Raw genomic sequence first — 26,652 nt, forward strand, 5'->3', positions numbered from 1 at the left:
AATAAAAAGGATTTATAATGAATATATTTGATAAAATTAGAGCTTTTTGTAGACCATTTAGAATAATTATAGGATTAATTCTTATTGCAGTAGGTTTTTTTACAGGTATTGCATGGTTTTATTTAGGTGTTATTCCATTAATTGCAGGACTAGCAGACTTCTGTCCTTTATGTATGTTTACTAAAAAGTGTACACCAAAAAATTTAAATTAAGTACATACATAAAAAAAGGTTAGCAAAAGCTAACCTTTAATTCAATTCAACTCCACAGTTTTGACAGTTTTTCCTAAACCAACCTCGTCCAGGATATTTCCCACACTTAGGGCACTTCCAAAGGAAAAATACAAAAGCTAAATAAATCACAAATCCAGCAATAGAAGCATTTAACCAAGTATCCTTTGGTATACCAAACATTTCAGTCTTCTCTTTTACCGTTAAAATAAGACTAGGAGTAAATAATATAAAAAATAGTGCTGCTGTTATTTTTGCATTTCTAATAACTTTAGCAAACTCTTTTTTTACTTCTTGATCCTTCATCTATAACCTTTTTAAAAATTTGATTATTGTATCATTTTTTATATTTTTTTTATCAAAATATACTTAAAAAATGATAGAATTATGAAAATTTTAAATTAAAGGCTAACTATAAAATGTTAATGTTGATTTACTTCCTAATAGCAGTAGGAATATCTTTTATATGTTCAATTCTTGAAGCAGTTCTATTATCGATTACCCAAGCACATATTGAGATTATTAAAAGCAAAAATTCATCTCTTGGTAAATTAATGCAACATCAAAAAGAAAATATTGACTTATCAATTGCTGCTATCTTAACTCTAAATACATTCGCACACACTTTAGGAGCAGCAGGAGTAGGAGCTGAGGCAGTAAAACTATTTGGTGAAGAGTATATGTTTTATATATCAGCTATTTTAACCTTACTTATTTTAGTATTTTCAGAAATTATTCCTAAAACCTTAGGTGCTTATTATTGGAGTTCTTTAAGTGGTATTTGTAGTAGAATTATAAAAATATTAGTAATTCTAACTTATCCTCTTTTAATTATTATGAATAAAATGACTAATTTTTTAACACCAAAAGAGAAAATAAGTAAAATTACAAAAGAAGAAATAAACGCAGCTGCAAATATTGCACAAGAACATGGAATAATTAAAGATAAAGATAGTGATATTATTGAAAACTTATTAAATTTAGAAGATGTAAAAGTTAAAGATATTCATACTCCAAGAAGTGTTATGGTTGCTTTTGATGAATATGAAGTTATAAATAGTTTTCAAAAGGATCAAAAAAATCTTGACTTTACAAAATTAAAAGAGTATTCAAGAATTCCTATTTATTCTTCAAACATTGATAATATAGTAGGAATGATTTTTTCAAAAGAGTATTTTCATGAGTATGTTGAAAACAATATGAAAGATAAAAGTAAAATCATCAAACCAATCTTCAAAGTAAATGAAAATATTCCAATTTCTAAACTTTTAGATTTATTTCTATCAAGAAAAGAACAACTATTTTTAGTTGTAGATAATTATGGACAAACAGAAGGTTTAGTTACATTAGAAGATGCTATTGAAACTCTGTTGGGAATTGAAATTGTTGATGAACATGATAAAAATATTGATATGAGACAAGTTGCAAAAACTAGAATGAAACTTGTAAGAAACAACATCTTAAAAAAGAAGGGTTAACAACTCTTCTTTGGTAAAACAATCTTAAAAATAGCACCTTCCTTACCATTCATTGCTATTAGTTCTCCCTCAAAATGTTTTTCTACTATATTTTTACACATATAAAGTCCTAAACCTGTACCTTTAGATTTATGTTTTGTAGTAAAATAAGGATCAAAAACCTTTGGAAGATTCTCTTCTGAAATTCCTCCTGCATTATCTTCTATAATTATTTCTATAGTCTTTATTGTTTCTAATAATTCTATTTTTACATATCTCTTTGTTTTAATTTCTCTTTGAACTATTGCATCTTTTGCATTATTTAATATATTAATTAATACTTGTGTTAATTCTTGTCCTAGAATAAATATCTTAATATCTGAACTATAATCAATATTATTTATAAGTTCTATGTGATTATTTTTTAAACTTGCAGCTACAATCATTATACTCTCATCTATTCTAGTTTGAAGAACTTCCTCTTTTTTTTCTTTTTTCTCCTTAATAAAATCTCTAAAAGTATCGATTGTTTGAGATAAATATTTTGTACTTGAAACAATAGTTGTCATTCCTTTTGAAATATCTTCTTCTTTGAGCATATTTAATTCACTATTTAACTTAATACCACTAGCAACTGTAGATATTGTACTTAAAGGCTGTCTCCATTGATGAGCAATATTTCCTAACATCTCACCCATTTGAGCCATTTTTGACTGTTCTAATAATTGTTTGTCTTTTTGTACTATTTTTTCAAAGTTTGCTTTCTCTAAAATTCTTTTTTGCTTTTGCTGATATATTATAAAAAAAGCTAGTCCTATTAATATAATAGATAAAGTTTTTATTAACATATAGTTTTTATTTAAGACATTAAGCTCATGCCCTTGACTTATTACTGCCACAAAAGCTAATTGTTTATTTGTTATTGCATCAAAAATAGGAATTGTAGTAATTATCACATCATCCCTATTTAAAAACATTGATTTAACGTTTTTATCATTTGCTTGTTTATATATTAATATTGAAGTATTTAAAGAAGGTTTAATCTCTGAAATAGACTTTTTAGCTATTCTTTGAATTTCATTTAAAATATTTTTATTATGAACAAAACCCTTTTGATGTGATTTTGTATATTCTTGATTATTTTTCAAGAAATTTATAGGTAATACTTTATTATTTATAATTACATTACATAAAACATCATGATTTTTCATCATTGAAGAACTTATAAATTGTTCAGAAAAAGTGATATCTATTAGACCAATATACTCTTTTTTATCAAATATAGGATAAACAAAACTAAAACCTATTGTATTAGCAGAAAAAGTATAAGAATGAAGCATTGTTCTTCTTTTTCTTACCTCTTTATATAATTCAGGTTTTTCATTAAAATTTGAAATATTAGAATTTCTATCAGATACATTAAGAAAAAAATTATTTTTTGAAGAGTAGAATTTTATATTTTTTATATGTTTATCTTTTAGATACTTTAATCTAAGAAAAGTTTTTTCAAAAATTTCTTTTTTAATTTCTTCTTGTTTCAAAACTGATCTATTATTAAAATTTCGTATTTTATTTTTAATATCAGTAATTTGTAAAATACCTGTGTAAACTACCTGTGATAACTGAATTTTTTGATTATATATATTATTATATGCTTTAGAATATAAGGAAGTAATATCATATAAATATCTTTTGTTATTACTTGATTCTTTATAACTAATAATTGAAAAACTTATTGTGGATAAAATTATAAAAGATATTAGATAGTTAGCTTTTAAAGACTGAATATTAGTTTTAATAATACTTCCTTAAATTATAGTTTGGAAATATTATAACATTATTTTTAAACTTTGATAGTAATTTTTTAATTATTTTGTTTTTTTTGGTTGCGGGAACAGGATTTGAACCTGTGACCTTCGGGTTATGAGCCCGACGAGCTACCTAGCTGCTCTATCCCGCGTCTTGTTTTGCGTGATGGGATTGTAGCTGTTTAAACTTAAAGGAATATCAAGAAAGACTATTTTATCAACTAATTTGTGATATTATTCCAAATTCGTAAAAAAAGGATTGAAATTGTCAAAAGCAAGTGCAAGACACATACTATTAAATAGTGAAAAACTAGCAAAAAAATTAAAAAAAGAAATAATAGCAAAAGATATCACATTTGAAAAAGCAGCAAAAAAGTTTTCAAAATGTCCATCAGGAAAAAGAGGTGGAAACCTAGGAACATTTTCAAAAGGTGAAATGGTAAAAGAATTTGATAATGTGATTTTTACAAAAGATACACAAATAAATAGAATCCAAGGCCCTATCAAAACTCAATTTGGGTTTCACTTAATAGAAGTTTTAGCTAAATATTAAAAAAAGGGGAAACATTCCCTTCTTTTAGTTATATCCATTTCCAGCTGCTACTAAAACAGCTAAAATAGGTATTAAAATTAAAAATAATAATTGTACTCTTTGAAACATAATTATTTTTTTAGGAATTACTACTATTTCATCTGTTGTATTTTTATTTTTAAGATAATATAGTGTAGGTACTATTGAAAATAAAGCCATAAGAATAAACATTGTAAGCTTTACATGAAAAAGTGGATTTGAACTATAGAAACTTGCTTCTTTACCAACTCCTAACCATAATAAAAGTCCAGTGATTAATACAACCAAAGCACTTAAACCATAAAAAATATCTGTTCTACAGGCATTTTTAAAGTTTGCATTTGTAACATCACCTCTTAAAAGTAAATGTTGATAAGTTAAAGTACCACTTAAAAATATAATTCCAATAAAATGAAAATATCTAACAATTAAATCTTCCAATAAAAATCCTTTTAATATTTTGGTTTTAAAAGAAGTATTTTACCACTATCTGTAGAAAAATAGATTAAACCATTTGGCGACTCAACTATGTTTCTTACTCTTTGTTTTAAGTGTTCAAGTATTCTCATCTCTTTTATAACATTATTTTTATCATCTAAACTTAAAATATTTATATGAGTTAGTTTTAAAGCCCCAACTAAAAGTTTTCCCTTTAACTCTTTATAAACACTACCCTTATACATAATAAGTGAACTTGGAGCAATTGAAGGCACATAATATTTTATAGCTTGAAGCATACCTTTTTTATGTGTCCCCTCTCCCACAGCTAATGGTGCCCAATACTCTTTTCCATAAGAAATTATAGGCCAACCATAGTTAGCACCTTTTTGTATAAGATTTACCTCATCTCCACCTCTTGGCCCATGTTCTATTGAGAATAAAAGGTTTTTTCTTTATCAAAAAACATTCCTTGTGGGTTTCTGTGACCATAAGAGTATATTTCATCTAAAGCATTTTTATTATTAATAAAGGGATTATCTTTAGGAATTGAACCATCTAAATTAAGTCTTATTATTGTTCCTGAATGATTCAAAAGGTTTTGAGCAGTTTTTCTAACTCCTCTATCTCCTACACTAAAAAATAAATGCCCCTTATTATCAAAAGCTATTCTACTTCCAAAATGTCTTGAAGTTGAAGTATTTGATTTTGTAATAAGTAAATCCTGCTGATTTATAAAACTATTATTTTTTAGTTTTGCTCTTGATAGAGTAGTTAAGCCTTGATTATTAATATTTTTTGAGTAGGTAAAATATATCCAAGAATCACTCTTATAATTAGGTGAAACCTTTATATCAAGTAAACCACCCTGCCCTTGATAATATACTTTTGGGATATTTTTTATCTTTTGTAAAGCTTTTGTTTTTAAATTTAAAACAAAAACCTTTCCATCTTTTTGAGTTAAAATAAGTCTATTTTCATCTAAAAAATCCATACCCCAAATAACACCTAAATTAGATACTATCAGCTCTGTTTTGTAATTTATTTTAGCAAATAAACTTAAATTAAAAAATAGTAAAAGAACTAAAGATTTAAATAAAATCTTCATAATAACTCCTTTATTTAGTTACTATTTGTTTTAGCTTCTTGTTCTCTTAATTTATCTTTTTTACTCTTTCTTTTACCTTTTACAGGTGCTTTTCCTTTTGGCTTTATAAACTCTCCTACTAACTCAAAACCTTTTATAGTTTCAAGTTCTAAAGCTATTTTTGAACGCTTTTGAATTAACTTAAAATGTTCATAATTATCCAAAGTCACAAAAGAAATAGCCACACCACTTTTACCAGCTCTTGCAGTTCTTCCTATTCTATGAACATAATCAGCAGGGGATCTTGGTAAATCGTAATTTACAACACAATCAATATCATCAATATGTAAACCTCTTGAAGCAATATCAGATGAGAAAAGAATATTTATTTTTTTAGCTTTAAAATCTTCCAAAGTATAGTTTCTCTCTTCTTGGTCTAAATGTCCATGAAAAGACTCAGTATTAAAACCATATTTTCTAAACTTATTTGCGATATTATCAGCTGCTCTGTTGTTTGCCATAAATACTAAAACTTTTTTATATTTATTTGTTTTAATCAACTCTCTTAAAAGAGCTGATCTATTTTCTTGATTTACTTTAATAGCTCTTTGATTAATCAAATCAACTGTTTCATTTTCTTCTAAAATTACCTCTTTATAATTTGAGCTAATTTTTGAAGCTATTTGTAATATCTTTTTTGAGTATGTAGCTGAAAAAAGCAGATTCTGTCTACTTTTTGGAAGTTCTTTTAAAAGTTGCTCTAACTCTTCACTAAAACCTAAATCAAGCATTTTATCTGCTTCATCTATTACAAACTTTTCTACTTTTTCAAAATTTATTTGATTTTTTCTAAAAATATCAAGCAATCTTCCAGCAGTTGCGACTACTATATCACAACCTTTTTGTACATCTAAAAGCTGTTGAGATATACCCTCTCCACCTATAATAGTTACAATTTTAGGTGATTTATTGAAGTATTTACTCAAAGTTTCAAAATTGTTTGAAACCTGCAAAGCTAACTCTCTTGTAGGAGCTAAAACTAGTACTTTTAGTTTTGCTTTTCCCTCATAAGGATTATTTACCCAATCATTTAAAATAGGCAGAGTAAAACTAGCTGTTTTACCTGTACCTGTTTGTGCTTTTGCCAAAACATCATGACCTTCTAAAACTAAAGGTATTACTTCTTTTTGTATTTGTGTGGGTTCTTTGTAGTTACTATCTTCTAAAGCTTTATCAAAGAAAGAAGATAAGTTAAATTGAGAAAATGCCATATATGATTATCCTTTTAAATCTATATGGCATTTTAGAGTTTTTTTCCTTTAATATACTCTTTTATCTATTTTTTCATCCATTTTTCAATCAGTTCACATAAATCTTCTGGAACTTCTAAAGGAATATTATGACTAGTTCCTTCTCTACAGATAACTTTCATTTTATGCTCTACTGTATCTAGTCTATGAATAGAGTTTTGATTTAATAATCTATCATCTTTACTATAGAAAAACCAAATAGGCATATCTAAATGAGTTAAATCCTCAAATAAATCTTTTCTATAAAAAGTTGAAGTAAGCTGAGATACAAATGTTTCTTTACCTAAATCTAAAAACATATCTTGAATTATTTTAATAAGCTCTTCATCTTCTTGTTTTTCTACTAAAGATTTTGCTTTTTCATAAGTTAGACCTTGAAAGCCTTCTTTTTCTATTACTATAAACTTTTCTTTTCTTCGCTCAATTTCTGCTTCTGTTGAAGCCCCAGGAGTTGCTGCTACTGTGAAAAGTTTATTTACTCTATTTGGATATGTAATAGCAAAATATGAAGCGATATATCCTCCAAGAGAAAATCCTAAAAGATTTACTTTTTCTTCTTTAAATTGTTCGAACAAAATATCAATAATCTCATCAAAGTCTTCACTATGAGGAATAGGAGTATGCACTATTTCATATTTTTCTTCTAGTAAAGGTTTTATTCTACTCCATAATCTCTCATCAGTCATAAGACCAGGTATCATATAAATTTTTTCTTTCATGTCAATCCTATACTTTATAATATTTATAATGTTGTATCAAAAATATTATTAAAATAATTTTAACATCAAAAATTCAAAATATTATTGACAAGTATATCCACCATCAACAGGAACTAGTGAACCTGTCATAAAACTATTTTCATCTGATAATAAATAACAAGCCATATTTGCTATTTCTTCTGGTTTTGCTATTCTTTGAATTGGTTGCGCTTCTTCTAAAAGTTTCATAACCTCATCACTTTGCATACCTGTTAGAGATTTAAATCTATCAACAGCTTTATCTAAAAGTGGAGTATCAATAGTTCCTGGACATATACAATTTACTTTTATATTATAAGGTGCATAGTCTATTGCTGTACTTTTAGTAAGTTGAGCAATAGCACCTTTTGTAAGTCCATATACGGAGCTTTTTCCTTTTCCTACAAAGGACTGATCAGAACCCATAAGCAAAATCTTACCTTCATTTTGCTCTTTCATCACAGGTATTACTTCTTTCAAAATATAATAAACACCTTTGATATTTACATCAAGAACTTTTTCAAACTCTTCTATAGAAGTTTCCTCTATATTAGCAAACAAATGAATACCAGCATTTGCAAAAAGTAAATCTATTTTATTTTCACGTTTCATTACTTCTTCGACTGCATTTTTTATTTGAGAATAATCACTTACATTACAATTTATAAAAGTTATATTTTCTTCATTACTTTTAACAATATCAAAGTTATAAACTTTCGCACCAAAAGAAATCAATTTCTTAGCTGTAGCTTCACCTATACCTGTAGATGCACCTGTAACAATAACAACTTTTTGTGAAAAATTCATATTAGCTCCATATTATTTATTTTAAAAAATTATATAACTTTATTATTTCATTTTAAATTAAGTAATAATTACAATCTTTAACTTGTATAAAAATTTCATATAAATAATCTATTTATTACAAAAATATTGCTATATTATATTAATTAAAAATTGAGGACATATATGAATAAACTTATAAAAAATCAAGAGTTAAAAAATTATTCAACAATACTTTTAGCATCTATAATTTTAGCAATAGGAATAGTTGGTTTCTTTACACCAAATGGTATAATTACAGGAGGAACAGCAGGGCTGTCTTTACTTTTACACTATATTACACCTCTTAGTATTGGTACATTAATAGTAGCAGTAAATCTTCCATTATTACTTATTGGTTGGAAATACTTAGGAAAAATGTTTGCTATTAGAACTGTATTTACTATTTTTATCATTTCTGTTTTTGTTGATTTTTTTGATAAAATTATTAACTTAAAACCCTTTGTAATTGACTCTGCATTAGCTTCTATTTTTGGTGGTGTATTTATAGGAATCGGTCTTGCTTTAGTTATAAAAGGTAATTCTAGTGCTGGTGGTTCTACTATTGTAGCAAGAATTATAGCTTCAAAAAGTGAGATAAAACCCTCAACAGTTATTTTAGTAATAGATTCACTTATAATTCTATCTTCTTTGTTTATTTTTGATGATAACTCAAGAGTCCTTTATAGTATTGTTAGTATTTATGTAACAGCTAAAATAATTGATACAATTTTAACAGGAAGACTTAACAAAAAAATAGTTTATTTAGTGACAAATGAAACTCAAAAACTCAAAAAAATAATCACAGAAGAACTAGGACCTGAGGGAACAATAATAAAAGGTGATGGTCTTTATGAAGGGCAAGATAAAAAAATGATTTTACTTGTTGTAGAAGTTAATAAGCTTCAACTTTTAAGAAAAATGGTTCAAGAAAATGATCCAGAGGGGTTTTTAATCATCACAGAAGCAACTGAAATGTTAGGAAGAGGACACTAAGACTTCCTTACTTTAACTTAATTGGAAGTAAAGATAAAAAACTCAAGGCCTCAGGAAGACAAAAAACTGCATCTTGAATATCATTTTTTTTAGGATCAATAAGATAGTTTTTTGAATCTTCAAAACTTGCCTTTTTAAGACTATTATTATAAAAAGTAGTAAGTTCTAAATCACATTTATTAAATACTGCTTTTTCTAAGTTACACTCTTCAAAGCCTGTATCTTTGATAATGCTATCATAAAACTTAATACTTCTTAAATCCATTAAATGAAAAGAGTTTTGAGAAATATTACAAGAATCAAAATACACATCAAAAGGCTCATCACAAGAACTCCAAGAAATCCCTATGAGTTTTGAGTCTTTAAATGTAACATCATTAAAAGTACATGATTTTAAAGAACTAAGAGATAAATCGCAGTTTATAAAAGTACATTCTGTAAATTTACATCCATTCATAATACTTTTTGAAAAATTACATTTTATAAAAGTACAAGAATCAAAATAGATTTTATTAAACTCATTTTCTTCAAGCTTTATAAACTCTTCTTCCCAATAATCATTTGTTTTGAACATATAAATCTTTTTAGTTTGAATTTTATCATATTTACTTTTGCATTAAATTAATATCTAAAAAAACCTCAAAATTAGCTATGTTACTTATAATTTAATCAAAAAAAAGTTTAAACTCTTTTATTAGTTTCTCAGGAGACTCTTCTGCTATAAAATGCCCACAATCAATAGTCTTACCTTGTATATTTGTAGCAAATTCACTCCAAACTTCTAAAACATCATAAGTTTTATCAATAAAACCCTCACTTCCCCATAGAACAAGTAAAGGGGTTTTTATTTTTTTTGATAAGTCTTTTTCATCATGTTCTAAATCAATACTAGCTGCTGCTCTATAATCCTCACATTTTGCATGTATATCTTCATAAGTTTGAAAACATCTTATATATTCATCAACTGCTTCTTTTTCAAAAGTTGAATTATTAGAACTCCATCTAAAAAGCTTTTCCATCAAATAATATTTAGGATTTGAACATATCATATTTTCAGGTAAATCATTTGGTTGGATTAAAAAATACCAATGATAATAACCTGTTGAAAAGTTTTTATCTGTTTTTTTAAACATATAATAAGTAGGCACAATATCTAAAACACAAGCTTTTTCTATCATAGAAGGATAATCTTTTAACATTCTATGTAAAACTCTAGCTCCTCTATCATGTCCTGCTACATAAAATTTATCATAACCTAAATGTTTCATAAGACAAATCATATCTTCACTCATACTTTTTTTACTATATAAGCTATGTGTAGGATCATCCATATTAGGTTTTGAACTATCTCCATAACCTCTTAAGTCAGGACAAATAATATGGTAATTTAAATTTAGTTCATTTGCTATATGATGCCACATCACATGAGTTTGAGGAAAACCATGTAGCAAAAGTAAAGGTTTTTTACCATAATTGTCATTATGCCTAAAGTTGATTACAATATTTTGTTTTACTTCTATTTTTTCAAGAATAAAGTTTTTTTCAAATAACATGGGACTATCTTTATGTTTTATTTTAATTAATTTCATCTTTCATATAATTATTAATAATTATATAAAAGGATTGTAGCAATAAAATAGTAATTATTTAAATTTCTAGTTTCTTAGTGTAGCTATCAATCTATTTTCATCTCTTAAATAAGCAAAAACATCAAAAATTGATTTTACTAAAATATCAGAACTTAATAAAGTTTCACTACAAAGCCCTTCATCTTGTAAAATAGCAATACCTAAAGCTGTTTCTTTTAACATTAATTTATCATTTCTTCCATTACCTACACTTAAAACTGTGCTTGAATCCAAACTCTTAACAAAATCTAGTTTACTTATATCTTGGTTATTCTTAGGTATTTTTACTATCTTACAATTTGTATTTGCTAATTGTGTTTCAACACTTCCATAAGTATCTGCTGTAATCACATAAAAATTTAAACGATTTGAAAACTCATTTATACACTTACTTATATTATCTATTAATTTACCATCAACTGCTATAGTACCATTGTAATCAAAAACAATATTTTTTATTTCAAGTTCTTCTCTTCCAGGGATGTTAATTTTCATTTTATTCCTTTTATTTTATAAATACATAAAAAAAGAGTATACTTAATATTATGAAAAAGTTATATTTAATATTTTGTGTTTTACTTTTAAGTTACAATTATATTTATGCTTTTACATGGGATGATTGTATTGAAAAATATGAGAAAGCCAAGCAGTTTAAAGATAATATTCGTTTATCTTATCTGTATTTAAAATCAACAAAAAGTTGTTTGATAAAATTCAAAAGTATTTTAATACAAAAACCAAACCCAGATTTCACAGTAGAAGCAATGAATGACAATATTATTATGCTTGATAAAAATATCAAAAATATCATTCCAAAATATATACATCCTAAAAATAATATAGAAGACATACCTAAATATCTAAATACCAATAATAAAAACTACAAACTAAACAACGAATATAAATACTTCATAAAATATAAGAACTGCAATGGTGTACATGCACTTGATAAAATATATACTGCAAAGCATTGTAATATTCCAAATTCAAAAAGTTTGCATTATGATTTAAGCTATATAAAAACAGACACTATATCTACGTTAAAAACAGCAAAAATAAACTTGAATAAAATTGGTGAATTTAAATACTACTCTATGTCAAAAGAAGGTATGTTTTATAATACTCTATTAAAAGAAAAAAATTGTAGATTTTATAAAGCAGAAAATAAAGCTATTGGTCTAAATATTACACTTGACTTAACTGACTTAGATAAAAAAGTGGAAATTAGAAGTAATTGCTTAGCAATTCCTTCAAACAGTGGTGGTGGAGTTTTTCAAGATAATAAACTTGTAGCTATTATCTCGAAAACAGTTTTTAATAAAAATAAATTTTTATATAGTGTTATTGAACCTATTATTTCTTACTAACTAAAATCCCACCAAGAGCAATAAGTCCTATTCCTAAAAAAGTAACTATATCAGGAATTGAATCTCCTAACATAATACCAAAACCAACAGCAAAAGGAATACTTGAATAGCCAATAACACCGATAATACTAGCTTTACTTAAACTATATGCTCTTGTTAAAAACCACTGAGATACAGTAGATAAAACAGCCATCAAAGCAATCAAAGCCCATACAAATAAATCAGTATGAAGACTAAAGTTTGCATAAGGTGTAAGCAAAAAGATAAGTAAAGGAAGGATAGTTCCTACTCCCATAAATGAAAGCATAATAACTCTTGCATCATATATATCTTTTATTTTTTTTATTGTAGCATAGGCTGCTGCTGCAAAAAAACCACCAAGCACTCCAAAAATATGACCTATTGATATTTCAAAATCAAAAGGTTTTATCACAAATGCAACTCCTACAAACCCAATAATAAGTGCAAAAAATGTATTAAGACTAATAGATTCTTTCATCAAATAATAAGCAAGAATTGTTACAAAAAATGGAGAAGTTTTATTTAAAATTACAGCTTCACCAAGGGGAATAGTGGCAATTGTGTAAAAATATAATAACATAGCTACAGTTCCAAAAAAACCTCTTAAAAAAAGTAAGTGTGTTTTTGAAAAATCAAAAGATACTGATACTTTTTTGAAACTATAAACAATCATAATAACACCTAAAAGGTTCCTATAAAATACAATTTCAATAGGATCCATACTTTCTGATAATACCTTAGCTACTGCACCACTTAATGAGCCTAACATTGCACTCATTAACATAAAAAATATTCCCTTATCCATAAACTTTAAATTTAATAATGATTTATAATTATTCAACATATATTTCCTTTAGGCGAATTGTAGTTAAAATTTGCCCAAAAGAGTTTTAAACATCTATTGTAAGTTAACTATAAATATCTTCACTTATAAAAGAAGGCATAATTTCGATTGTAAAAGGATACTTTTTTATAATTTCGCTCATTACATCAAAAATTACTGTAGCATCTTCAGAAGCATATTTAATTTGCCCACTACTTAGAACTTTTGATTCCCAGTTTGATCTTGACATATTTTTTGATTTCTGTAAGTTTTGATTTAAAATTATCAAAGTAGCTTTTTTCGCACCTATTTGATTCTTTGAAGATAAGCTTTTAAATATATTCTCTAAATCGATTGTAGATTTTAATTTTAATCTAAACTGATTAAAAAGTGCTTCTTTATCACCTTTTAATCCAGTACCTACTTTTATGATTTTTTCATCTTCCAAGATATTTATTAAAGGTTTTAAATTTTTTATCTGCTTTGTTTGAATGATATAACATTGTGTTTTTGTTGCTAATTGAATAATAGAAATACCATGAGAGACTTGCCCCTTTTTAAAAGTAGGCTTTTGTTCACTGTCAAAAGCAATAAAAGGAGTAGAACTTATAGCTTTCATTGCATTTTCTAAGTCTTTAGAAGTATTGATAATCTCAATACTTCTATTTCCCACTGTATAAGGCAAGGTGTTTTCATCAGCTTTTATTTCATGGGCATTATCTATCAATGAAAAAAGATTTATCATTGCTTTTAAAGGTTCTGAACTATTTGATACAAGTTCTTGTAAATTCACTTCTATTTTATTTTCAAAATCATCTTCTGAAAACTTTTGAATAAGTTTTAATCTATCTTTGTTAAATAAAGTATTTACTATTTTAATCTTAAACTCCTAGATAAAGCTATAATTTTTCGTATTGTAGCATAAAGAGTTAATAAACTTATTTCAACCTACACAAACTTAGAAGATAATTCATTTAAAATTTTTGTTGCATCAAATGAATCTCCATTGTATTTGATAATCTTTATACCTTCACTAGTAAAAGATCTTGCTGTATTTTTACAAGCTGTTTTTACTACAATATAATCACATTCATTTAATACTTTACCCATTTTATTATGTTGAGCAATATGTTCAGCATCATCTGATGAATGATTACAGACATGATGTTCTTCTGGATTTTCATGGTCAATATCACTTCTAGGGTTTTGTTTTATTTCATTTAGATTAAACGATTTAAACATACCTGCTCCTGCCATAGTATAAACAGCAAATTTAGGTGTATGACCTGCATTTGTAAAAAAACTTAGATTTTCATCTTTTACGGGTATTGCTATTTTCATTTTTTATCCTTAGTTTATTTTTAATTTTTTTAGTATTTTAATTATATATAAAATCTCATTATATCTTATTATTCACCGTTTAAAACAGACATTACTGTTGCCCTACTTGTTTTAAGTTCATTTGTAATTTTTGAAATATTGATATTACCATTTTGAGTATAGTATTGTTCATCATCAAGCATTCGTAAAATTTCATCTTTTTTTTCAAGTATTTGTTGAGAAGTAGCTTTTTTCTGAAAAGTAAAATCCTCTTCTGTCATAGTCTTTAAGGCTTCTAAATCTCTTTTGATTGTAGGAACAGTTACTTTTAGCTGTTTCGCTAAATCTTTTGGTTCTTCTATTCCATTTGCTATTAAATCTCTTAAAGCAATTCTTCTAGTTTTGATTTTTCTTCTTCTATGATATGAAATTTTCATCTATATTATATCCATAAACTTTTGTTTTGATTTGTTATTATAACATTAAACCCAATTAGACTAACTAAAAGGTTAAGAAGATATAATTTTAAAAAATTTAAACAATGGATAAAAAATGAACTTTAAAAAATGGATTTTTATAGCAATACTTTTAGTAATATTTTACTACGCATTTATTGAAAACTTTTTTCTTACACTTTCAATAATCGCTTCTTTTTATGTACTATTTAAAATATATAAATTCTATGCTAGAAAAAAGCTAAATAAACTAGTCCAATCAAAAGAACTTTTTAGACAAAGTCAATTAGGACACTTTATCGCACTTGTAGCTAAAGTTGCCAAAGCAGATGGAAGAGTAGATGAACTAGAAGCTCAACTAATAAGCATGATGTTTGATGATATATCAAAAGTTTTCGATGAAAAAGAAAAAGCTAGAGCTATTATGAAAGAAATCTTCAATGAAGAAAAACAAAAAGATGACGACACAAAACAAATAGCCCAATCTCTAAATCAACTTCTTGGAAGAGGAATACATAAAAGAAAACAGTTTGTAGGCTTTTTAATTCAACTTGCATTTATAGACAATGGAATAAGCCAAGATGAAGACAAAGTTTTAAGAGTTATCATAAAAGAACTAGAAATATCAGATGAAATATATGAAGCCATAATAAATAACTTCAAAAATAAAATGAAAAACAATCAACAAACTATGAGCCAAGATGAAGCATATAAAATTTTAGAAGTAAAAGAAACTGATGATATGAACACAATAAAAAAAGCCTATCGAAAACTAATAAGACAATACCATCCAGATATCATAAGCTCACAAGATAAAGATGAAGCTTATATCGAAGAAGCAACAGCAAAAACTCAAGAGATAAATCAAGCCTATCAACTTATCAAAGATATAAAAGGGAAGTAGTGATAACTTCTCTTGGAAATATTAAAAAACCCATCTCAATCTAATAAAACAGTTTAAATAAACAATGTGATATTTTATAGACTCTTCTTTTATTCTTTGTCTTACTTGAAAATATTCTATCAAGAAAAACTTGAATTAAAAGCAAGGATTTGTTATATGATTCACCCAATCGTTTTTAGTTGTTTATTTACTTCTTTAACCAATTTATTTTTTGCTTCTAGAAATTTTTTCCATTCTTTATGTGCTTTCTTAGGCTCAAAGTCATATGCAACCTTTTTCATAAACATTCCTGTTTCAATAAATTCATTTATTAAAGGTGTTAGTTTAGTTCGACTTTTTATAGTAATTCCTCTTGCTCCCATTTCAACAAATATATTTTCTATTTTTTCACCATAATTACTTATGTAAGCTTGATTTAGTAATTTTTCAGCACATTCAGTATATTGTTGAATATTTAACTTTTCTTGTTTTAAATTCTGATTTATCAGAATCGGCATTACAGGAATAGTTAACTCGTTATACCATTCTTCACTATATTCTCTTAGTTTTTTAAGCCAATCTATTTCACTATCAATTCTACGTAAGCCTAGCTTTACTAATAAATTTTCTCCAAACACTAAAATCCTTTATTTATATGACATTAATCTTGAAAACAAGAGTTTTTTACAATTAATAGTTCAAATTTAACCTTCTATTAATCTATAAAATAAAACTTTAAATTATCACAAATGTACCCTTATTTTTATTCATAAGTTTTGCTAATCACTATGGTAGCTTATTTATTCTAATTTGAATTTCTGTTATAAGATTTTCTGGATGATTATCATCAATACTATTCCAATATAATAATCTTATTTCTTCACGATTATCAGGTATATATTTTCCTGTTTGTAAAATTTTTTGGAAAGTTTTTCTAATACTTTTAGTAATATACTTATAGTTTCCTTTATAAATATATGAAGCGAATAAACCACCTTTTAATAATGTTGTTTTAACAATGTTATTACCTTTTGGTGTACCCGTATACCCAATAGCATAGAATTGACCATTAATATTGTTGCTTTCAACACTAAGTTGAGGGAACATAACTTTAAAATCTTCTTTATCTTGAAGTAAATAATATTGAATCAACTTTATTAATGAGTTTGAAATATGTCCTTTATCTTTTGTATGAGTAACATACAAAATATTTTTATCTTCAATTTGTTTTATTAAAAATGTATTTTTCTTTGGTAATTCCAAACTAAAAGACAAAGTATTAAAAATAAATAAAAAGACTAATAATAAAAATAATTTCATAATTTTCCTTTGATTAATAATCCACTTAAAAAAGACCAATTCTCAAACAATTCGTTTATTTCTTATAAGTACTAGATGATAGTTATTTAAAACTAAAAATTCACTGAATTACTTGTTTCTTTTCAAAGCTTTATTATATACTCCATAAAGTTCGCTACTTTAATTTGATTATTATCTTTTAAACTTTGAATAACTTTTTCTATATCTTCTTTAGATTTATTTTGGTTAAACTTGAATTTAGCCTCAATATTTGTAACATTTATTTCAAAGAAACTTAAAAACTTTGTAAGATTTTTAAATCTTTCTTCTTGTGGTAACTTCCAACCATTTTGACCTTCATATATCTCTGTTGTTTCGGTAAGTAGTTCCCATACCTTTTTATTATCATTAATGTATTTTATATTTCCATAAATATGTACAGCACTATAGTTCCAAGTTGGAACATTAAAACTTGTTTCATAATATGTTGGAGAGATATAAGCATGTCCTCCATTAAATATAAAACAAACTTCTTTTGTTTCATTTATGTTTGAGTGAATATTAGTCTTAGATAAATGTCCATATAACTTACCATCTTTAAATCTATTGATGGGAAGATGTGTAACTTCAATTTTTCCATGATTTTCTGATGTTAATATAGCAAATGGATTATTTGAGATAAACTCATCTATAATATTTTCATCTGTAATTTTAAAAGCTTCTAGTGAATACAATTTTTTACTCCTTTTTATATGTCCAGACTTCCATTATGATTGATTACAGCATTTTTAATATTATAAAAAACAATATCAACTATTTTTAAGGTCATAGGTATTTTATTCACTTTTCTATATAATTATCTATCTCATTTAATTTTAAATATTTAAAAAATTAAGTTTTATTTCTTATATTCCATGCAGAACAGAAATATATTTTATATCTATTAAATTGTCAGATTTTACCTATATTCTTTAAACCATTACTTTTAAATAATATTAAGAAAAAAGACTTCTATTTTCCGATTTATATTCTTCGCTTCAAACACCTAGTATTTTTTTAATAATCTTCATCTTTTGGTAAATTATCCAATATTAATGTTATAAATAGTTTTTATTTTATAATCTGCTGGATAATGTTTAATTTTAATAGATAAGATGAGATAAATAACTTTATCTTAATTGACTACTTTAATTATTCAGTTCTAAGATTTATTCTCATATCTACATTAATACGAACTAAATTTATCATTTTTTGCAATTTAACAAACATTTTTTCAAAAGCTTTTTTTGTTGCCCTTTGTGCAGCTAATGAATAATAATCTGATATCTATTCACTAGAATCAGAAATCCCCTCTAAATATACGGTATGTTCCCAAATTTTTTCATTTAAGTATTCCTTTATGATAATTATATATAAATAATATATTAAACAACTTAATAAGCTACACTTTTTATGACAATATATTATGTTTTAATTATAAAAAGCAACAAATACTAAAAATTCCATACATTATGAGTTACTCTTCGATAAACCTTTATGTGTTATTTTCCATCTGACAGTACTGAAATTCTTTCTAGGTCTTGACTAGGAAAATCAGGATCTACGTATATATACATACGACTAATAAACTTCCCATTAAACTCAAATACGCTACAAAAACGACCTATAGATATATTATTATCAGGCCAAGAAGTTCCATCACTCATCACTCCTCCTTCTTGACCTTCAACAACAACTTTATTATCAGCTTTTATTATCTTAAAGCCATCTATGTCATGCCAAATACTTATTAAGGAACTTCCAATTCTATTACCAAACTCTATTAATGCCTTTTTTCCTTTTTTTTGTCCAAACTTAGGAAAGAAAAAATCAACATCATCTGTAAATAACTCAAGATAACTAGAGTCACCATTATCTATTTTCTTAAAATACTCAATTACAATATTTTCTAGATTGTCTTTTTCCATTATTATATATCCTTAATCATTTTTTATGCATAAATAATTACTCAATGCATATCTATTTTTATTATAAACAAGTAATAATATCTAATATATTATACAAAAATAATTTTATCTTTTAAAATATAAACATAATTTTAATAAATATAGATTTTTTAAGGATTTTATTATTGTAAGAAACTATTAGAAATTGTTTAAAGTGAGAGGTTTTATTTAAATTATGATAAATGAGTACTTAAAGTCTAAATCTAATGAGAGCAGAATAAAAGCTATTTGCTTTTATTCCCACTCAATAGTTGCTGGTGGCTTAGAAGAAATATCATAAACAACTCTGTTGATTCCATCAACTTCGTTGATGATTCTTCTTGAAATTGTTTCTAAGATATCATGAGGGATATGAGCAAATGTTGCTGTCATACCATCTGTTGCTTCTACGATTCTAACACAAACTGTATTATCATAAGTTCTGTTATCACCCATAACACCTACTGATTTTACATTTAGTAAAACTGTAAATGCTTGCCATGTTTTGTCGTATAAACCAGTTGCATGTAATACATCTAACATGATAGTATCAGCTTTTCTTAAAAGCTCTAAATCTGGCTTATTTACATCTCCCATAACTCTAATAGCAAGTCCTGGTCCAGGGAAAGGATGTCTTCCAATCATATCTTTTGGAAGTCCAAGCTCTAATCCTAAAAGTCTTACTTCATCTTTGAAGATTTCTCTTAAAGGCTCGATTAACTCAAATGTCATCCAATCAGGTAATCCACCTACATTGTGGTGAGATTTGATAGTCTTAGATGGTCCTTTTACTGATACAGATTCAATAACATCTGTGTATAAAGTACCTTGAGCTAAGAACTCAATACCATCATGTTTTTTTGCTTCTTCATCAAATACTTCAATAAAAGTTTCACCGATGATTTTTCTTTTAGTTTCAGGATCTGTAACACCTGCAAGTCTTGAAAGGAAAGTTTCACTAGCATCAACTGTGATTAAGTCAACGCCTCTTGCTTTGAACATAGCTTCTACTTGTTCTCTTTCATTTGCTCTTAAAAGTCCATTGTCAACAAATACAGGAACTAACTGATCACCAATAGCTTCTGCTAAAAGTGTAGCAACTACTGATGAATCAACTCCACCAGATACTCCACATAGTACTTTTTTATTTCCTACTTGGTCTTGTACTTTTTTGATTTGTTCTTTAGCAAATGAACCCATATTCCAAGTTGATTCACAACCACAAATATGTTTTGCGAAGTTTTTAAGAAGTTTAGAACCTTCTTCTGAATGGTAAACTTCTGGGTGGAATTGGAATGCATAAATTAATCTATCCATATCAGCAATTGCTGCATAAGGAGAGTTTTCAGAAGTAGCGATTTTTTCAAATCCTGCTGGGATATTTTCAACTCTATCTCCATGAGACATCCAAACAATTTGACCATCATTTGTATCTTTAAAAATATCTGATTCTTTTTCAAAATTTAATTTAGCTTTTCCATATTCATGATGATCTGCTGGTATTACAGAACCACCGAAGTGTTGAGAAATAAGCTGCATACCATAACAAATACCTAGAATTGGAAGTCCAAGTTCAAATACTGTTGCATCTGGATGATAAGAGTCTTCCGCATAAACTGAAGCTGGCCCACCTGAAAGAATAATTCCTTTAGGAGTTCTTGCCATAATATCTTCAATACTCTCGCTATATGGTACTATCTCAGAGTATACACCAGATTCTCTAAGTTTTCTAGCAATAATCTGCGTATATTGACTACCAAAATCTAAAACTACTATTGGTACATGTTTCATATTTTTATATCCTCTATGTGATTAAATAAAATCATTAATAAGAGCAGATTATATCGAAATAGAAGTAAATTTTTAGTTAAGTCTATTTTTTAGGCAAAAAAAAAGCTATCAAGATAATATCTTGATAGCTTTTAAATAATATATAAAATAGTACTAATAAGCACCTATTCCTAATATCTCAAATTGAATATACCATACTAAACAAGAAATAATATATCCTATTAAAATAGTCCAAGCATATTTCATGTGTGCACCAAATGTATATACACCATGTAATTTACCCATAACTCCAACACCTGCTGCCGAACCAAATGAAATCATTGATCCACCAACACCTGCTGTTAATACAACTAACATCCATTGAGAGTGATCCATTGGAGGGTTTGCTTTTAATACAGCTGACATTACAGGGATATTATCAACAATTGCAGATAAGAATCCAACTCCAATATTAGACCATGTAGGACCTAATACATTTGGATCATAAACTACTGCTGCTAATGCTAACCAACCAATAAAGTATAAAGCACCAACTGCTGCTAAAATACCAAAGAAGAACATTAATGTATTGTTTTCAATTTTTGCAATTGAGTGGAAAATATTAAAGTGTTCTGAACCATATTTTTTCTTAAGACCATAAGAATAAACTTTAAGAACAGAAAGACCAAACATCATACCCCACATTGCTGGTAAATGTAAAATTTGGTGTGAAAGTACTGCTGTTGCAATTGTGAAAATACCAAGTACCATAACTACTTTTGAACCCTCAGCCATTTCTGGTTTCTTTTCATTTTCTGCATCAAAGAATGGTACTTCTTCTGGTACAAATCTTGATAAAATAAATGCAGTTGCTAAATAACCAATTAATGAAGCTGGTAATAAGAATAAGAAATCTCCAAATGTTCCCTTACCTGCTGTCCATGCCATAAGTGTAGTAATATCACCAAATGGAGACCAAGCACCACCAGCATTTGCTGCAACAACAATATTAATTGCACCAGGAACTAAGAAGTCTTTTCTTTCTCTCTCAATTGTAATTAAAACAGTAGCTAAAATAAGTGCTGTAGTTAAGTTATCAGCAATTGGTGAAAGGAAGAATGCAATAAATCCAGTTACCCAAAATAGTTTTCTATATGTATATCCTTTTGTTACAAGATTATACTTAAGTCTATCAAATACACCCATGTGAATTAAAGACTCAATATATGTCATAGCAACAAATAAGAAGAAGAAAATACCTGCAATTTCTAAAATTAAGTGATTTACTTCACTTTGTAATAATCCGATATCTAAGCCATTTAATGCGTAATAAATAGCAATTAAAATAAACATAAATGTACCGATAAATAAAGCAGGTTTTGCCTTATCAATTTCGTATTTTTCTTCTGCAGCAACAAAGTAGTAACCTATCGCAAAAATAAATAAACACGCAAATCCAACCCAAGTCATAGTTAAATCTGGTGTTTGAGCTGTACTTACTGCACCACCACCAGCATAAACTGCCATTGAGGTAAAAAGTAAAGTCAGTAAAACTTTCAACATTAATTCTCCTTGATATAATGTGCTCCAAGAGATTCTTTTCTCTTTAGAGCTGATGTTAGAATAGATTTTGCCGTAAGCAACCTTAAAAAAAGCAGTCTACCCACATCCTCTTGTAAATATTTTTCCACCAAGACTAGGGTTTCCTTTATTTTATTAGGGTTTCTTACAATAGATGCACTATTCCACATCGATTTTCGTAAACAATTTTTGATATCTTTATCAATTTCATTGTTTCTTGTGTAAGATTTTATATCTTTCGTATAATTTTTATATGATATTTTAAACTCATCTTTTAATGAATTTTCAACAGCAATAGATGAAAATACAACACCCTCAAGTAATGAATTTGAAGCAAGTCTATTAGCTCCATGAACTCCTGTACAAGCTGCTTCACCAATAGCATAAAGGTTTTTCATTCCTTTAACTTTTGCATCTAGTGTTGTTTCTATCCCACCCATACTATAGTGAAAGGCAGGAGAAATTGGAACTTTATCATAAGGAAGTTCATAACCTAATTCTTTTAAGTTTGCATAAATATTTGGGAATCTTTTTTGAAAAGCTTCTTTTTCAAAACTTTCAAATGATAGATATATTTTAGAACCTGTTTTTTTATGATAATCAAAAATTGATCTACTTACTACATCTCTTGGCGCTAATTCTCCATCTTTATGATATGTAAATAAAAATCTATTATCTTGTTCATCTACAATAAAGGCCCCCTCTCCTCTTAATGCTTCACTAAGTAAAGGTTTTCTAGCAAAATGAGTTCCTTTTACAACTGTTGGATGAAATTGCATCATTTCCATATCTTTTAAGGCTAAACCTTTTTCTAAAATAATTCCTTGAATTTCTCCTGCTATTGCTGTAGAGTTTGTATGATATCTATAAATAGAACCTACTCCACCACTAGCAATAATAGTATTATGTGCATAAGCAACTTCTTGTTGTGTTTCACTTGTAAAGTATTGAACTCCATAACAAATATCATCTTGAATAAGTAAATCATTTACTACCGTGTTACTTACTATTTTATGCTTACATTGAGTTAATAAAAATGAATGAATCATCCTTCCTGTAGCATCTCCATCAGCATGTAAAATTCTACTTCTACTATGTGCTGCTTCTTTTGTATAAGCTAATTTACCTTTTGAGTTTAAATCAAACTGTAAACCAGCTTCAATAAGACTTTTAACAGCTGCTTGAGACTTTGAACTTAAAAGTTCCACTGCTTTTTTATCATTGTGGTTTACACCTGCTACTAAGGTATCTTGTATATGATCTTTTATATCTTCATCATTTACAGCACTAGCTATTCCACCTTGTGCCCAATAAGTATTACAATCAATTGGTTCTTTTTTACATAAAATTAATACTTTTTTATCCTCAGGAATCAATCTTGCTGCATTAAGTCCTGCTATTCCTGTTCCTATAATAATATAATCATAAACCATTAGTTTTCTTCTTTTAAATCTTTTGACTTTTTTTCATCTTTTATATAAGTTGGATCACCTTTATATCCACATCCATTAAAAGATAATATAAATCCTGCTATAATAAAGTAAATTAAATATTTCATAATTCTTGTTACATCCTGTGTACAAAATAATTTGCTTAATGCTACTAAAGAAATACTAATAAAAACCTTACTAAAGGGATATATTTATATGCAAAAAGAAGAACTTTTAACATTTAAACAAGAGCTAAAAAAGAATTTTTTTACTTTTGAAGATAAAAAAGTAAATAAAAATATACCAAATTATAGAAGTTATAAAACAACAAATAATGTTTTAACTAATCTAGCAAATAAAAAAGAGTTTTCAGAGGTTAGAAAAAGATATAAACTTCATAGTTTTTTAGAAAAGATACTTATTAAAAAAATATTAAATTATATACTATTTGCTTTTTATAGAAATGATAAGCTCTCAATTGCTGTACTTCATCCTGTTGCACAAAGTGAACTTAATTATCAAAAAAAGATGATTATGGATTATGCAAAAATGGTTCCTGACTTTAAAGATATAAAAGAAGTAGCTGTTTTTAGATATGATAAACTATACTCATTTAGTAAGAATTTTGATAAAAAAAGTTTTGATGATTTTTCAACACCTTTTAAAAAAGACAACAATGATGAAAATGAACCAAAACCATTTTATAATGAAAGAGCCCATGGAATTTTTCAAAATAGCATAAAAGATGAAAAGCTACATGAAAAACTAGAAGAAATACGTCAAATTATAAAAAACTCTTAAATAATTTTTCTCTTTGTTTATAATCAGGACAATATTTAGAAACTAAATCCCAAAAATTCTTTGAGTGATTTTTATGTTTTATATGTGCAAGTTCATGAATTACTACATACTCCATAACTTCAAGGGGAAACTTACATAAATAAATATTAAAATTCAATTCATTTTTATAATTACAAGAACCCCAAGTATTTTTATTTTTTCTATATTTTAATAAAGTAGGATAAAGTTTCATTTTTTTTGAGTGTTTATCTACTAAATAAGGAATATATTCTTTTGCTAACTTCCTATAAAACTCATCTAAATTAGAAATATTATATAATTCTTTTTTTTGTACTTTTCCAAAATATAAAAATTCATCTTCTTTTAAACTATTTTTTTCTAATTTTTTTAAGCCTTCTAATATCCAGTTTTTCTTTTTTTCTATTAAATTTAGTGCATCAAATTTTGTAAAATAGCTGTTTGCCTTGATTTGTATAGTATTTTTAGCTGTTACTCTTAAATAACAATGTTTCATTCTTTTTTTATTTAAAAGCTCAACATTTAGGGTTAAAGAATCAATATTTATTTGAAAGTTCACACTATACCTTAAGTATTATTTTTGTATAATCTGCGAATTATATCATAAAAATATAATGTAAATTATATGTGAGGAAGAAGATTTATGAAAATTGCAAAGAGAATGGAGAACTTGTCTCCATCGGTTACTATGGCAATTACAGCCTTAGGAAGAGAGCTTAAAGCTCAAGGTAAAGATATATTAAGTTTTAGTGCAGGTGAACCTGACTTCAATACTCCTGATGTTATTAAACAATCAGCTATTAAAGCCATTGAAGATGGTCACACTAAATACACTGCCGTAGAAGGAATTATCGAAACCAAACAAGCAATTATTAATAAACTTAAAAGAGACCATGGTTTAGAGTATTCATTAGAACACATTGTTGTTAGTAATGGAGCTAAACACTCATTATTTAACCTTTTCCAACTTCTAATAGAAGAAGGAGATGAAGTAATTATTCCTGCTCCTTATTGGGTAACTTATCCTGAGCAAGTAAAATACTCTGATGGAATTCCTGTATTTATTGAAACTGATGATACAACTTCATTTAAAGTAACAGCACAGCAAGTAAAAGCAGCTATTACAGATAAAACAAAAGTATTATTATTAAATTCACCATCAAATCCAACTGGTGCAGTTTATACAAAAGAAGAATTATTAGCTATTGGTGAAGTTTTAAAAGGTACTGATATTTTAGTATTCTCAGATGAAATGTATGAAAAAATTATGTACAATGGTGAAGAGTTTACAGCTGCTGCAAGTGTTAGTGATGATATGTATGAAAGAACAGTAACAATCAATGGTTTAAGTAAATCAGTTGCTATGACTGGTTGGAGATTTGGATATATAGCAACTCCAAAAACTGAACTTGTAAGAGCTATGATTAAACTTCAAGGTCAAGTTACATCAAACATAAACTCAATCACTCAATATGCTGCAATTACTGCCCTTGAAGGACAAGCAGATAATGATATTGAAATGATGAGAAAAGCCTTTGAGGAAAGAAAAAACATTGCAGTAGAATCTTTTAATAATATTGAAGGAATTTCTTGTATTGAACCACAAGGTGCATTTTATTTATTTGTAAATATCAAAGAAATTACAGATAACTCTATGAAGTTTTGTGAACAACTTTTAGAAGACAAAGGTGTTGCTGTTGTTCCAGGACTTGCTTTTGGTACAGAAGGATACTTTAGATTCTCTTTTGCTACAGATTTAGCAAGTATCCAAGAAGGAATCAAAAGAATTAAAGATTTTGTAGAAAACAAATAAAC

Annotated in this window: 31 protein-coding genes, 1 tRNA gene and 1 pseudogene; 8 read left to right on the forward strand and 25 right to left on the reverse strand. The window is 26.8% G+C overall.

Annotated features, from left to right (window positions below; genetic code table 11):
* The first annotated feature begins 17 nt into the window (after positions 1-17).
* Complete coding sequence (locus ACH5BK_RS03345) at positions 18-212, forward strand: DUF2892 domain-containing protein (RefSeq protein WP_404304410.1); 195 nt, start codon at positions 18-20, stop codon at positions 210-212.
* Between the two features lie 36 nt (positions 213-248).
* On the opposite strand, the gene ACH5BK_RS03350 is transcribed toward ACH5BK_RS03345, so the two are convergent.
* Positions 249-536, reverse strand: a complete 288-nt coding sequence (locus tag ACH5BK_RS03350; protein WP_404304412.1) for a hypothetical protein — start codon at positions 534-536, stop codon at positions 249-251.
* A 113-nt stretch (positions 537-649) separates the two neighbouring features.
* On the opposite strand from ACH5BK_RS03350, the gene ACH5BK_RS03355 reads away from it, so the two are divergent.
* Complete coding sequence (locus tag ACH5BK_RS03355) at positions 650-1,708, forward strand: CNNM domain-containing protein (RefSeq protein WP_404304414.1); 1,059 nt, start codon at positions 650-652, stop codon at positions 1,706-1,708.
* On the opposite strand, the gene ACH5BK_RS03360 is transcribed toward ACH5BK_RS03355, so the two are convergent.
* Positions 1,705-3,228 (reverse strand): sensor histidine kinase, encoded by a 1,524-nt coding sequence (locus ACH5BK_RS03360; protein WP_404304416.1) that lies wholly within the window; start codon positions 3,226-3,228, stop codon positions 1,705-1,707. The genes ACH5BK_RS03355 and ACH5BK_RS03360 overlap by 4 nt on opposite strands.
* Positions 3,229-3,570: 342 nt before the next feature.
* A tRNA-Met gene (locus tag ACH5BK_RS03365) sits at positions 3,571-3,647 on the reverse strand.
* A gap of 98 nt (positions 3,648-3,745) precedes the next feature.
* Between ACH5BK_RS03365 and ACH5BK_RS03370 the strand changes: the two are divergent.
* Positions 3,746-4,048: pseudogene (locus ACH5BK_RS03370) on the forward strand (peptidylprolyl isomerase); the annotation flags it as partial.
* Positions 4,049-4,072: 24 nt separating this feature from the next.
* Here ACH5BK_RS03370 and ACH5BK_RS03375 read toward each other — a convergent pair.
* From ACH5BK_RS03375 to ACH5BK_RS03400, 6 genes are all read right to left on the reverse strand, one after another.
* A complete protein-coding gene (locus tag ACH5BK_RS03375; protein WP_404304418.1) occupies positions 4,073-4,507 on the reverse strand; it encodes a DUF2214 family protein in 435 nt (144 codons plus the stop codon).
* An 11-nt stretch (positions 4,508-4,518) separates the two neighbouring features.
* The gene (locus ACH5BK_RS03380) at positions 4,519-4,938 is read right to left on the reverse strand and encodes a PQQ-dependent sugar dehydrogenase (protein ID WP_404304668.1); all 420 of its coding nucleotides are present in this window, start codon (positions 4,936-4,938) and stop codon (positions 4,519-4,521) included.
* On the reverse strand, positions 4,935-5,612 hold the full coding sequence (locus tag ACH5BK_RS03385) for a PQQ-dependent sugar dehydrogenase (RefSeq protein ID WP_404304420.1): 678 nt from the start codon (positions 5,610-5,612) through the stop codon (positions 4,935-4,937). The genes ACH5BK_RS03380 and ACH5BK_RS03385 overlap by 4 nt, the downstream gene beginning before the upstream one ends.
* A gap of 14 nt (positions 5,613-5,626) precedes the next feature.
* Entirely contained in the window at positions 5,627-6,862 is a 1,236-nt protein-coding gene (locus ACH5BK_RS03390; RefSeq protein WP_404304422.1) for a DEAD/DEAH box helicase, read from the reverse strand.
* Between the two features lie 65 nt (positions 6,863-6,927).
* Positions 6,928-7,620: an alpha/beta fold hydrolase gene (locus tag ACH5BK_RS03395; protein ID WP_404304424.1), complete on the reverse strand. Its 693-nt coding sequence runs from the start codon at positions 7,618-7,620 to the stop codon at positions 6,928-6,930.
* 81 nt (positions 7,621-7,701) lie between these two features.
* The gene (locus ACH5BK_RS03400) at positions 7,702-8,445 is read right to left on the reverse strand and encodes an SDR family NAD(P)-dependent oxidoreductase (protein WP_404304426.1); all 744 of its coding nucleotides are present in this window, start codon (positions 8,443-8,445) and stop codon (positions 7,702-7,704) included.
* Positions 8,446-8,607: 162 nt separating this feature from the next.
* Here ACH5BK_RS03400 and ACH5BK_RS03405 point away from each other — a divergent pair, with 162 nt between their 5' ends.
* Positions 8,608-9,456: a YitT family protein gene (locus ACH5BK_RS03405; protein WP_404304428.1), complete on the forward strand. Its 849-nt coding sequence runs from the start codon at positions 8,608-8,610 to the stop codon at positions 9,454-9,456.
* Positions 9,457-9,463: 7 nt separating this feature from the next.
* Here the strand turns inward: ACH5BK_RS03405 and ACH5BK_RS03410 are convergent, their stop codons facing one another.
* The 3 genes from ACH5BK_RS03410 to ACH5BK_RS03420 form a co-directional block, all read right to left on the reverse strand.
* Positions 9,464-10,030, reverse strand: a complete 567-nt coding sequence (locus ACH5BK_RS03410) for a pentapeptide repeat-containing protein (protein ID WP_404304430.1) — start codon at positions 10,028-10,030, stop codon at positions 9,464-9,466.
* 91 nt (positions 10,031-10,121) lie between these two features.
* Positions 10,122-11,009, reverse strand: coding sequence for an alpha/beta fold hydrolase (locus ACH5BK_RS03415; protein WP_404304432.1), 888 nt, complete (start codon positions 11,007-11,009; stop codon positions 10,122-10,124).
* Between the two features lie 102 nt (positions 11,010-11,111).
* Positions 11,112-11,579: an HAD family hydrolase gene (locus tag ACH5BK_RS03420; protein WP_404304434.1), complete on the reverse strand. Its 468-nt coding sequence runs from the start codon at positions 11,577-11,579 to the stop codon at positions 11,112-11,114.
* A gap of 50 nt (positions 11,580-11,629) precedes the next feature.
* On the opposite strand from ACH5BK_RS03420, the gene ACH5BK_RS03425 reads away from it, so the two are divergent.
* Positions 11,630-12,451: a hypothetical protein gene (locus ACH5BK_RS03425; RefSeq protein WP_404304436.1), complete on the forward strand. Its 822-nt coding sequence runs from the start codon at positions 11,630-11,632 to the stop codon at positions 12,449-12,451.
* Here the strand turns inward: ACH5BK_RS03425 and ACH5BK_RS03430 are convergent.
* The 4 genes from ACH5BK_RS03430 to ACH5BK_RS03445 all read right to left on the reverse strand — a co-directional run bounded on the left by ACH5BK_RS03430 (position 12,438) and on the right by ACH5BK_RS03445 (position 15,052).
* Positions 12,438-13,316: a DMT family transporter gene (locus tag ACH5BK_RS03430; protein WP_404304438.1), complete on the reverse strand. Its 879-nt coding sequence runs from the start codon at positions 13,314-13,316 to the stop codon at positions 12,438-12,440. The genes ACH5BK_RS03425 and ACH5BK_RS03430 overlap by 14 nt on opposite strands.
* 64 nt (positions 13,317-13,380) lie before the next feature.
* Positions 13,381-14,088, reverse strand: a complete 708-nt coding sequence (locus tag ACH5BK_RS03435) for a 3'-5' exonuclease (RefSeq protein ID WP_404304440.1) — start codon at positions 14,086-14,088, stop codon at positions 13,381-13,383.
* Positions 14,089-14,243: 155 nt separating this feature from the next.
* Positions 14,244-14,636 carry a hypothetical protein gene (locus tag ACH5BK_RS03440; RefSeq protein WP_404304442.1) on the reverse strand — a complete coding sequence of 131 codons (393 nt, stop codon included), beginning with the start codon at positions 14,634-14,636 and terminating at the stop codon, positions 14,244-14,246.
* A 68-nt stretch (positions 14,637-14,704) separates the two neighbouring features.
* Positions 14,705-15,052 carry a hypothetical protein gene (locus ACH5BK_RS03445; RefSeq protein WP_404304444.1) on the reverse strand — a complete coding sequence of 116 codons (348 nt, stop codon included), beginning with the start codon at positions 15,050-15,052 and terminating at the stop codon, positions 14,705-14,707.
* A 115-nt stretch (positions 15,053-15,167) separates the two neighbouring features.
* Here ACH5BK_RS03445 and ACH5BK_RS03450 point away from each other — a divergent pair, with 115 nt between their 5' ends.
* The gene (locus tag ACH5BK_RS03450) at positions 15,168-15,974 is read left to right on the forward strand and encodes a DnaJ domain-containing protein (protein ID WP_404304446.1); all 807 of its coding nucleotides are present in this window, start codon (positions 15,168-15,170) and stop codon (positions 15,972-15,974) included.
* A gap of 161 nt (positions 15,975-16,135) precedes the next feature.
* Here the strand turns inward: ACH5BK_RS03450 and ACH5BK_RS03455 are convergent, their stop codons facing one another.
* The 8 genes from ACH5BK_RS03455 to ACH5BK_RS03490 all read right to left on the reverse strand — a co-directional run bounded on the left by ACH5BK_RS03455 (position 16,136) and on the right by ACH5BK_RS03490 (position 24,146).
* Positions 16,136-16,591 (reverse strand): hypothetical protein, encoded by a 456-nt coding sequence (locus tag ACH5BK_RS03455; RefSeq protein ID WP_404304448.1) that lies wholly within the window; start codon positions 16,589-16,591, stop codon positions 16,136-16,138.
* Positions 16,592-16,739: 148 nt separating this feature from the next.
* A complete protein-coding gene (locus ACH5BK_RS03460; protein WP_404304450.1) occupies positions 16,740-17,273 on the reverse strand; it encodes a GyrI-like domain-containing protein in 534 nt (177 codons plus the stop codon).
* A 122-nt stretch (positions 17,274-17,395) separates the two neighbouring features.
* A complete protein-coding gene (locus tag ACH5BK_RS03465) occupies positions 17,396-17,986 on the reverse strand; it encodes an FMN-binding negative transcriptional regulator (RefSeq protein WP_404304452.1) in 591 nt (196 codons plus the stop codon).
* A gap of 807 nt (positions 17,987-18,793) precedes the next feature.
* A complete protein-coding gene (locus tag ACH5BK_RS03470; protein ID WP_404304453.1) occupies positions 18,794-19,219 on the reverse strand; it encodes a nuclear transport factor 2 family protein in 426 nt (141 codons plus the stop codon).
* A 273-nt stretch (positions 19,220-19,492) separates the two neighbouring features.
* Entirely contained in the window at positions 19,493-21,028 is a 1,536-nt protein-coding gene (guaA, locus tag ACH5BK_RS03475; RefSeq protein WP_404304455.1) for a glutamine-hydrolyzing GMP synthase, read from the reverse strand.
* Between the two features lie 153 nt (positions 21,029-21,181).
* Positions 21,182-22,570 carry a sodium:proton antiporter NhaD gene (gene nhaD, locus ACH5BK_RS03480; protein ID WP_404304457.1) on the reverse strand — a complete coding sequence of 463 codons (1,389 nt, stop codon included), beginning with the start codon at positions 22,568-22,570 and terminating at the stop codon, positions 21,182-21,184.
* A complete protein-coding gene (gene nadB, locus ACH5BK_RS03485) occupies positions 22,570-24,021 on the reverse strand; it encodes an L-aspartate oxidase (RefSeq protein ID WP_404304459.1) in 1,452 nt (483 codons plus the stop codon). The genes nhaD and nadB overlap by 1 nt, the downstream gene beginning before the upstream one ends.
* The gene (locus ACH5BK_RS03490; protein ID WP_404304461.1) at positions 24,021-24,146 is read right to left on the reverse strand and encodes a hypothetical protein; all 126 of its coding nucleotides are present in this window, start codon (positions 24,144-24,146) and stop codon (positions 24,021-24,023) included. Before ACH5BK_RS03490 ends, nadB begins: the two co-directional genes overlap by 1 nt.
* An 88-nt stretch (positions 24,147-24,234) precedes the next feature.
* Between ACH5BK_RS03490 and ACH5BK_RS03495 the strand changes: the two genes are divergently transcribed.
* Positions 24,235-24,819 carry a hypothetical protein gene (locus ACH5BK_RS03495; RefSeq protein WP_404304463.1) on the forward strand — a complete coding sequence of 195 codons (585 nt, stop codon included), beginning with the start codon at positions 24,235-24,237 and terminating at the stop codon, positions 24,817-24,819.
* On the opposite strand, the gene ACH5BK_RS03500 is transcribed toward ACH5BK_RS03495, so the two are convergent.
* Positions 24,803-25,396, reverse strand: a complete 594-nt coding sequence (locus ACH5BK_RS03500; RefSeq protein WP_404304464.1) for a M48 family metallopeptidase — start codon at positions 25,394-25,396, stop codon at positions 24,803-24,805. The genes ACH5BK_RS03495 and ACH5BK_RS03500 overlap by 17 nt on opposite strands.
* An 84-nt stretch (positions 25,397-25,480) precedes the next feature.
* Between ACH5BK_RS03500 and ACH5BK_RS03505 the strand changes: the two genes are divergently transcribed.
* Positions 25,481-26,650 (forward strand): pyridoxal phosphate-dependent aminotransferase, encoded by a 1,170-nt coding sequence (locus ACH5BK_RS03505; RefSeq protein WP_404304466.1) that lies wholly within the window; start codon positions 25,481-25,483, stop codon positions 26,648-26,650.
* Positions 26,651-26,652: the final 2 nt, after the last annotated feature.

The sequence above is a fragment of the Arcobacter sp. YIC-80 genome, from assembly GCF_044841725.1.
Lineage (GTDB): Bacteria > Campylobacterota > Campylobacteria > Campylobacterales > Arcobacteraceae > Arcobacter_B.

Coding starts and splice junctions, on each gene's coding strand:
- ACH5BK_RS03345 (WP_404304410.1), top strand. CDS start 18: ATGAATATATTTGATAAAATTAGAGCTTTTTGTAGACCATTTAGAATA.
- ACH5BK_RS03350 (WP_404304412.1), bottom strand. CDS start 536: ATGAAGGATCAAGAAGTAAAAAAAGAGTTTGCTAAAGTTATTAGAAAT.
- ACH5BK_RS03355 (WP_404304414.1), top strand. CDS start 650: ATGTTAATGTTGATTTACTTCCTAATAGCAGTAGGAATATCTTTTATA.
- ACH5BK_RS03385 (WP_404304420.1), bottom strand. CDS start 5,612: ATGAAGATTTTATTTAAATCTTTAGTTCTTTTACTATTTTTTAATTTA.
- ACH5BK_RS03390 (WP_404304422.1), bottom strand. CDS start 6,862: ATGGCATTTTCTCAATTTAACTTATCTTCTTTCTTTGATAAAGCTTTA.
- ACH5BK_RS03395 (WP_404304424.1), bottom strand. CDS start 7,620: ATGAAAGAAAAAATTTATATGATACCTGGTCTTATGACTGATGAGAGA.
- ACH5BK_RS03400 (WP_404304426.1), bottom strand. CDS start 8,445: ATGAATTTTTCACAAAAAGTTGTTATTGTTACAGGTGCATCTACAGGT.
- ACH5BK_RS03405 (WP_404304428.1), top strand. CDS start 8,608: ATGAATAAACTTATAAAAAATCAAGAGTTAAAAAATTATTCAACAATA.
- ACH5BK_RS03410 (WP_404304430.1), bottom strand. CDS start 10,030: ATGTTCAAAACAAATGATTATTGGGAAGAAGAGTTTATAAAGCTTGAA.
- ACH5BK_RS03415 (WP_404304432.1), bottom strand. CDS start 11,009: ATGTTATTTGAAAAAAACTTTATTCTTGAAAAAATAGAAGTAAAACAA.
- ACH5BK_RS03420 (WP_404304434.1), bottom strand. CDS start 11,579: ATGAAAATTAACATCCCTGGAAGAGAAGAACTTGAAATAAAAAATATT.
- ACH5BK_RS03425 (WP_404304436.1), top strand. CDS start 11,630: ATGAAAAAGTTATATTTAATATTTTGTGTTTTACTTTTAAGTTACAAT.
- ACH5BK_RS03430 (WP_404304438.1), bottom strand. CDS start 13,316: ATGTTGAATAATTATAAATCATTATTAAATTTAAAGTTTATGGATAAG.
- ACH5BK_RS03440 (WP_404304442.1), bottom strand. CDS start 14,636: ATGAAAATAGCAATACCCGTAAAAGATGAAAATCTAAGTTTTTTTACA.
- ACH5BK_RS03445 (WP_404304444.1), bottom strand. CDS start 15,052: ATGAAAATTTCATATCATAGAAGAAGAAAAATCAAAACTAGAAGAATT.
- ACH5BK_RS03450 (WP_404304446.1), top strand. CDS start 15,168: ATGAACTTTAAAAAATGGATTTTTATAGCAATACTTTTAGTAATATTT.
- ACH5BK_RS03460 (WP_404304450.1), bottom strand. CDS start 17,273: ATGAAATTATTTTTATTATTAGTCTTTTTATTTATTTTTAATACTTTG.
- ACH5BK_RS03470 (WP_404304453.1), bottom strand. CDS start 19,219: ATGGAAAAAGACAATCTAGAAAATATTGTAATTGAGTATTTTAAGAAA.
- guaA (WP_404304455.1), bottom strand. CDS start 21,028: ATGAAACATGTACCAATAGTAGTTTTAGATTTTGGTAGTCAATATACG.
- nhaD (WP_404304457.1), bottom strand. CDS start 22,570: ATGTTGAAAGTTTTACTGACTTTACTTTTTACCTCAATGGCAGTTTAT.
- nadB (WP_404304459.1), bottom strand. CDS start 24,021: ATGGTTTATGATTATATTATTATAGGAACAGGAATAGCAGGACTTAAT.
- ACH5BK_RS03490 (WP_404304461.1), bottom strand. CDS start 24,146: ATGAAATATTTAATTTACTTTATTATAGCAGGATTTATATTATCTTTT.
- ACH5BK_RS03495 (WP_404304463.1), top strand. CDS start 24,235: ATGCAAAAAGAAGAACTTTTAACATTTAAACAAGAGCTAAAAAAGAAT.
- ACH5BK_RS03505 (WP_404304466.1), top strand. CDS start 25,481: ATGAAAATTGCAAAGAGAATGGAGAACTTGTCTCCATCGGTTACTATG.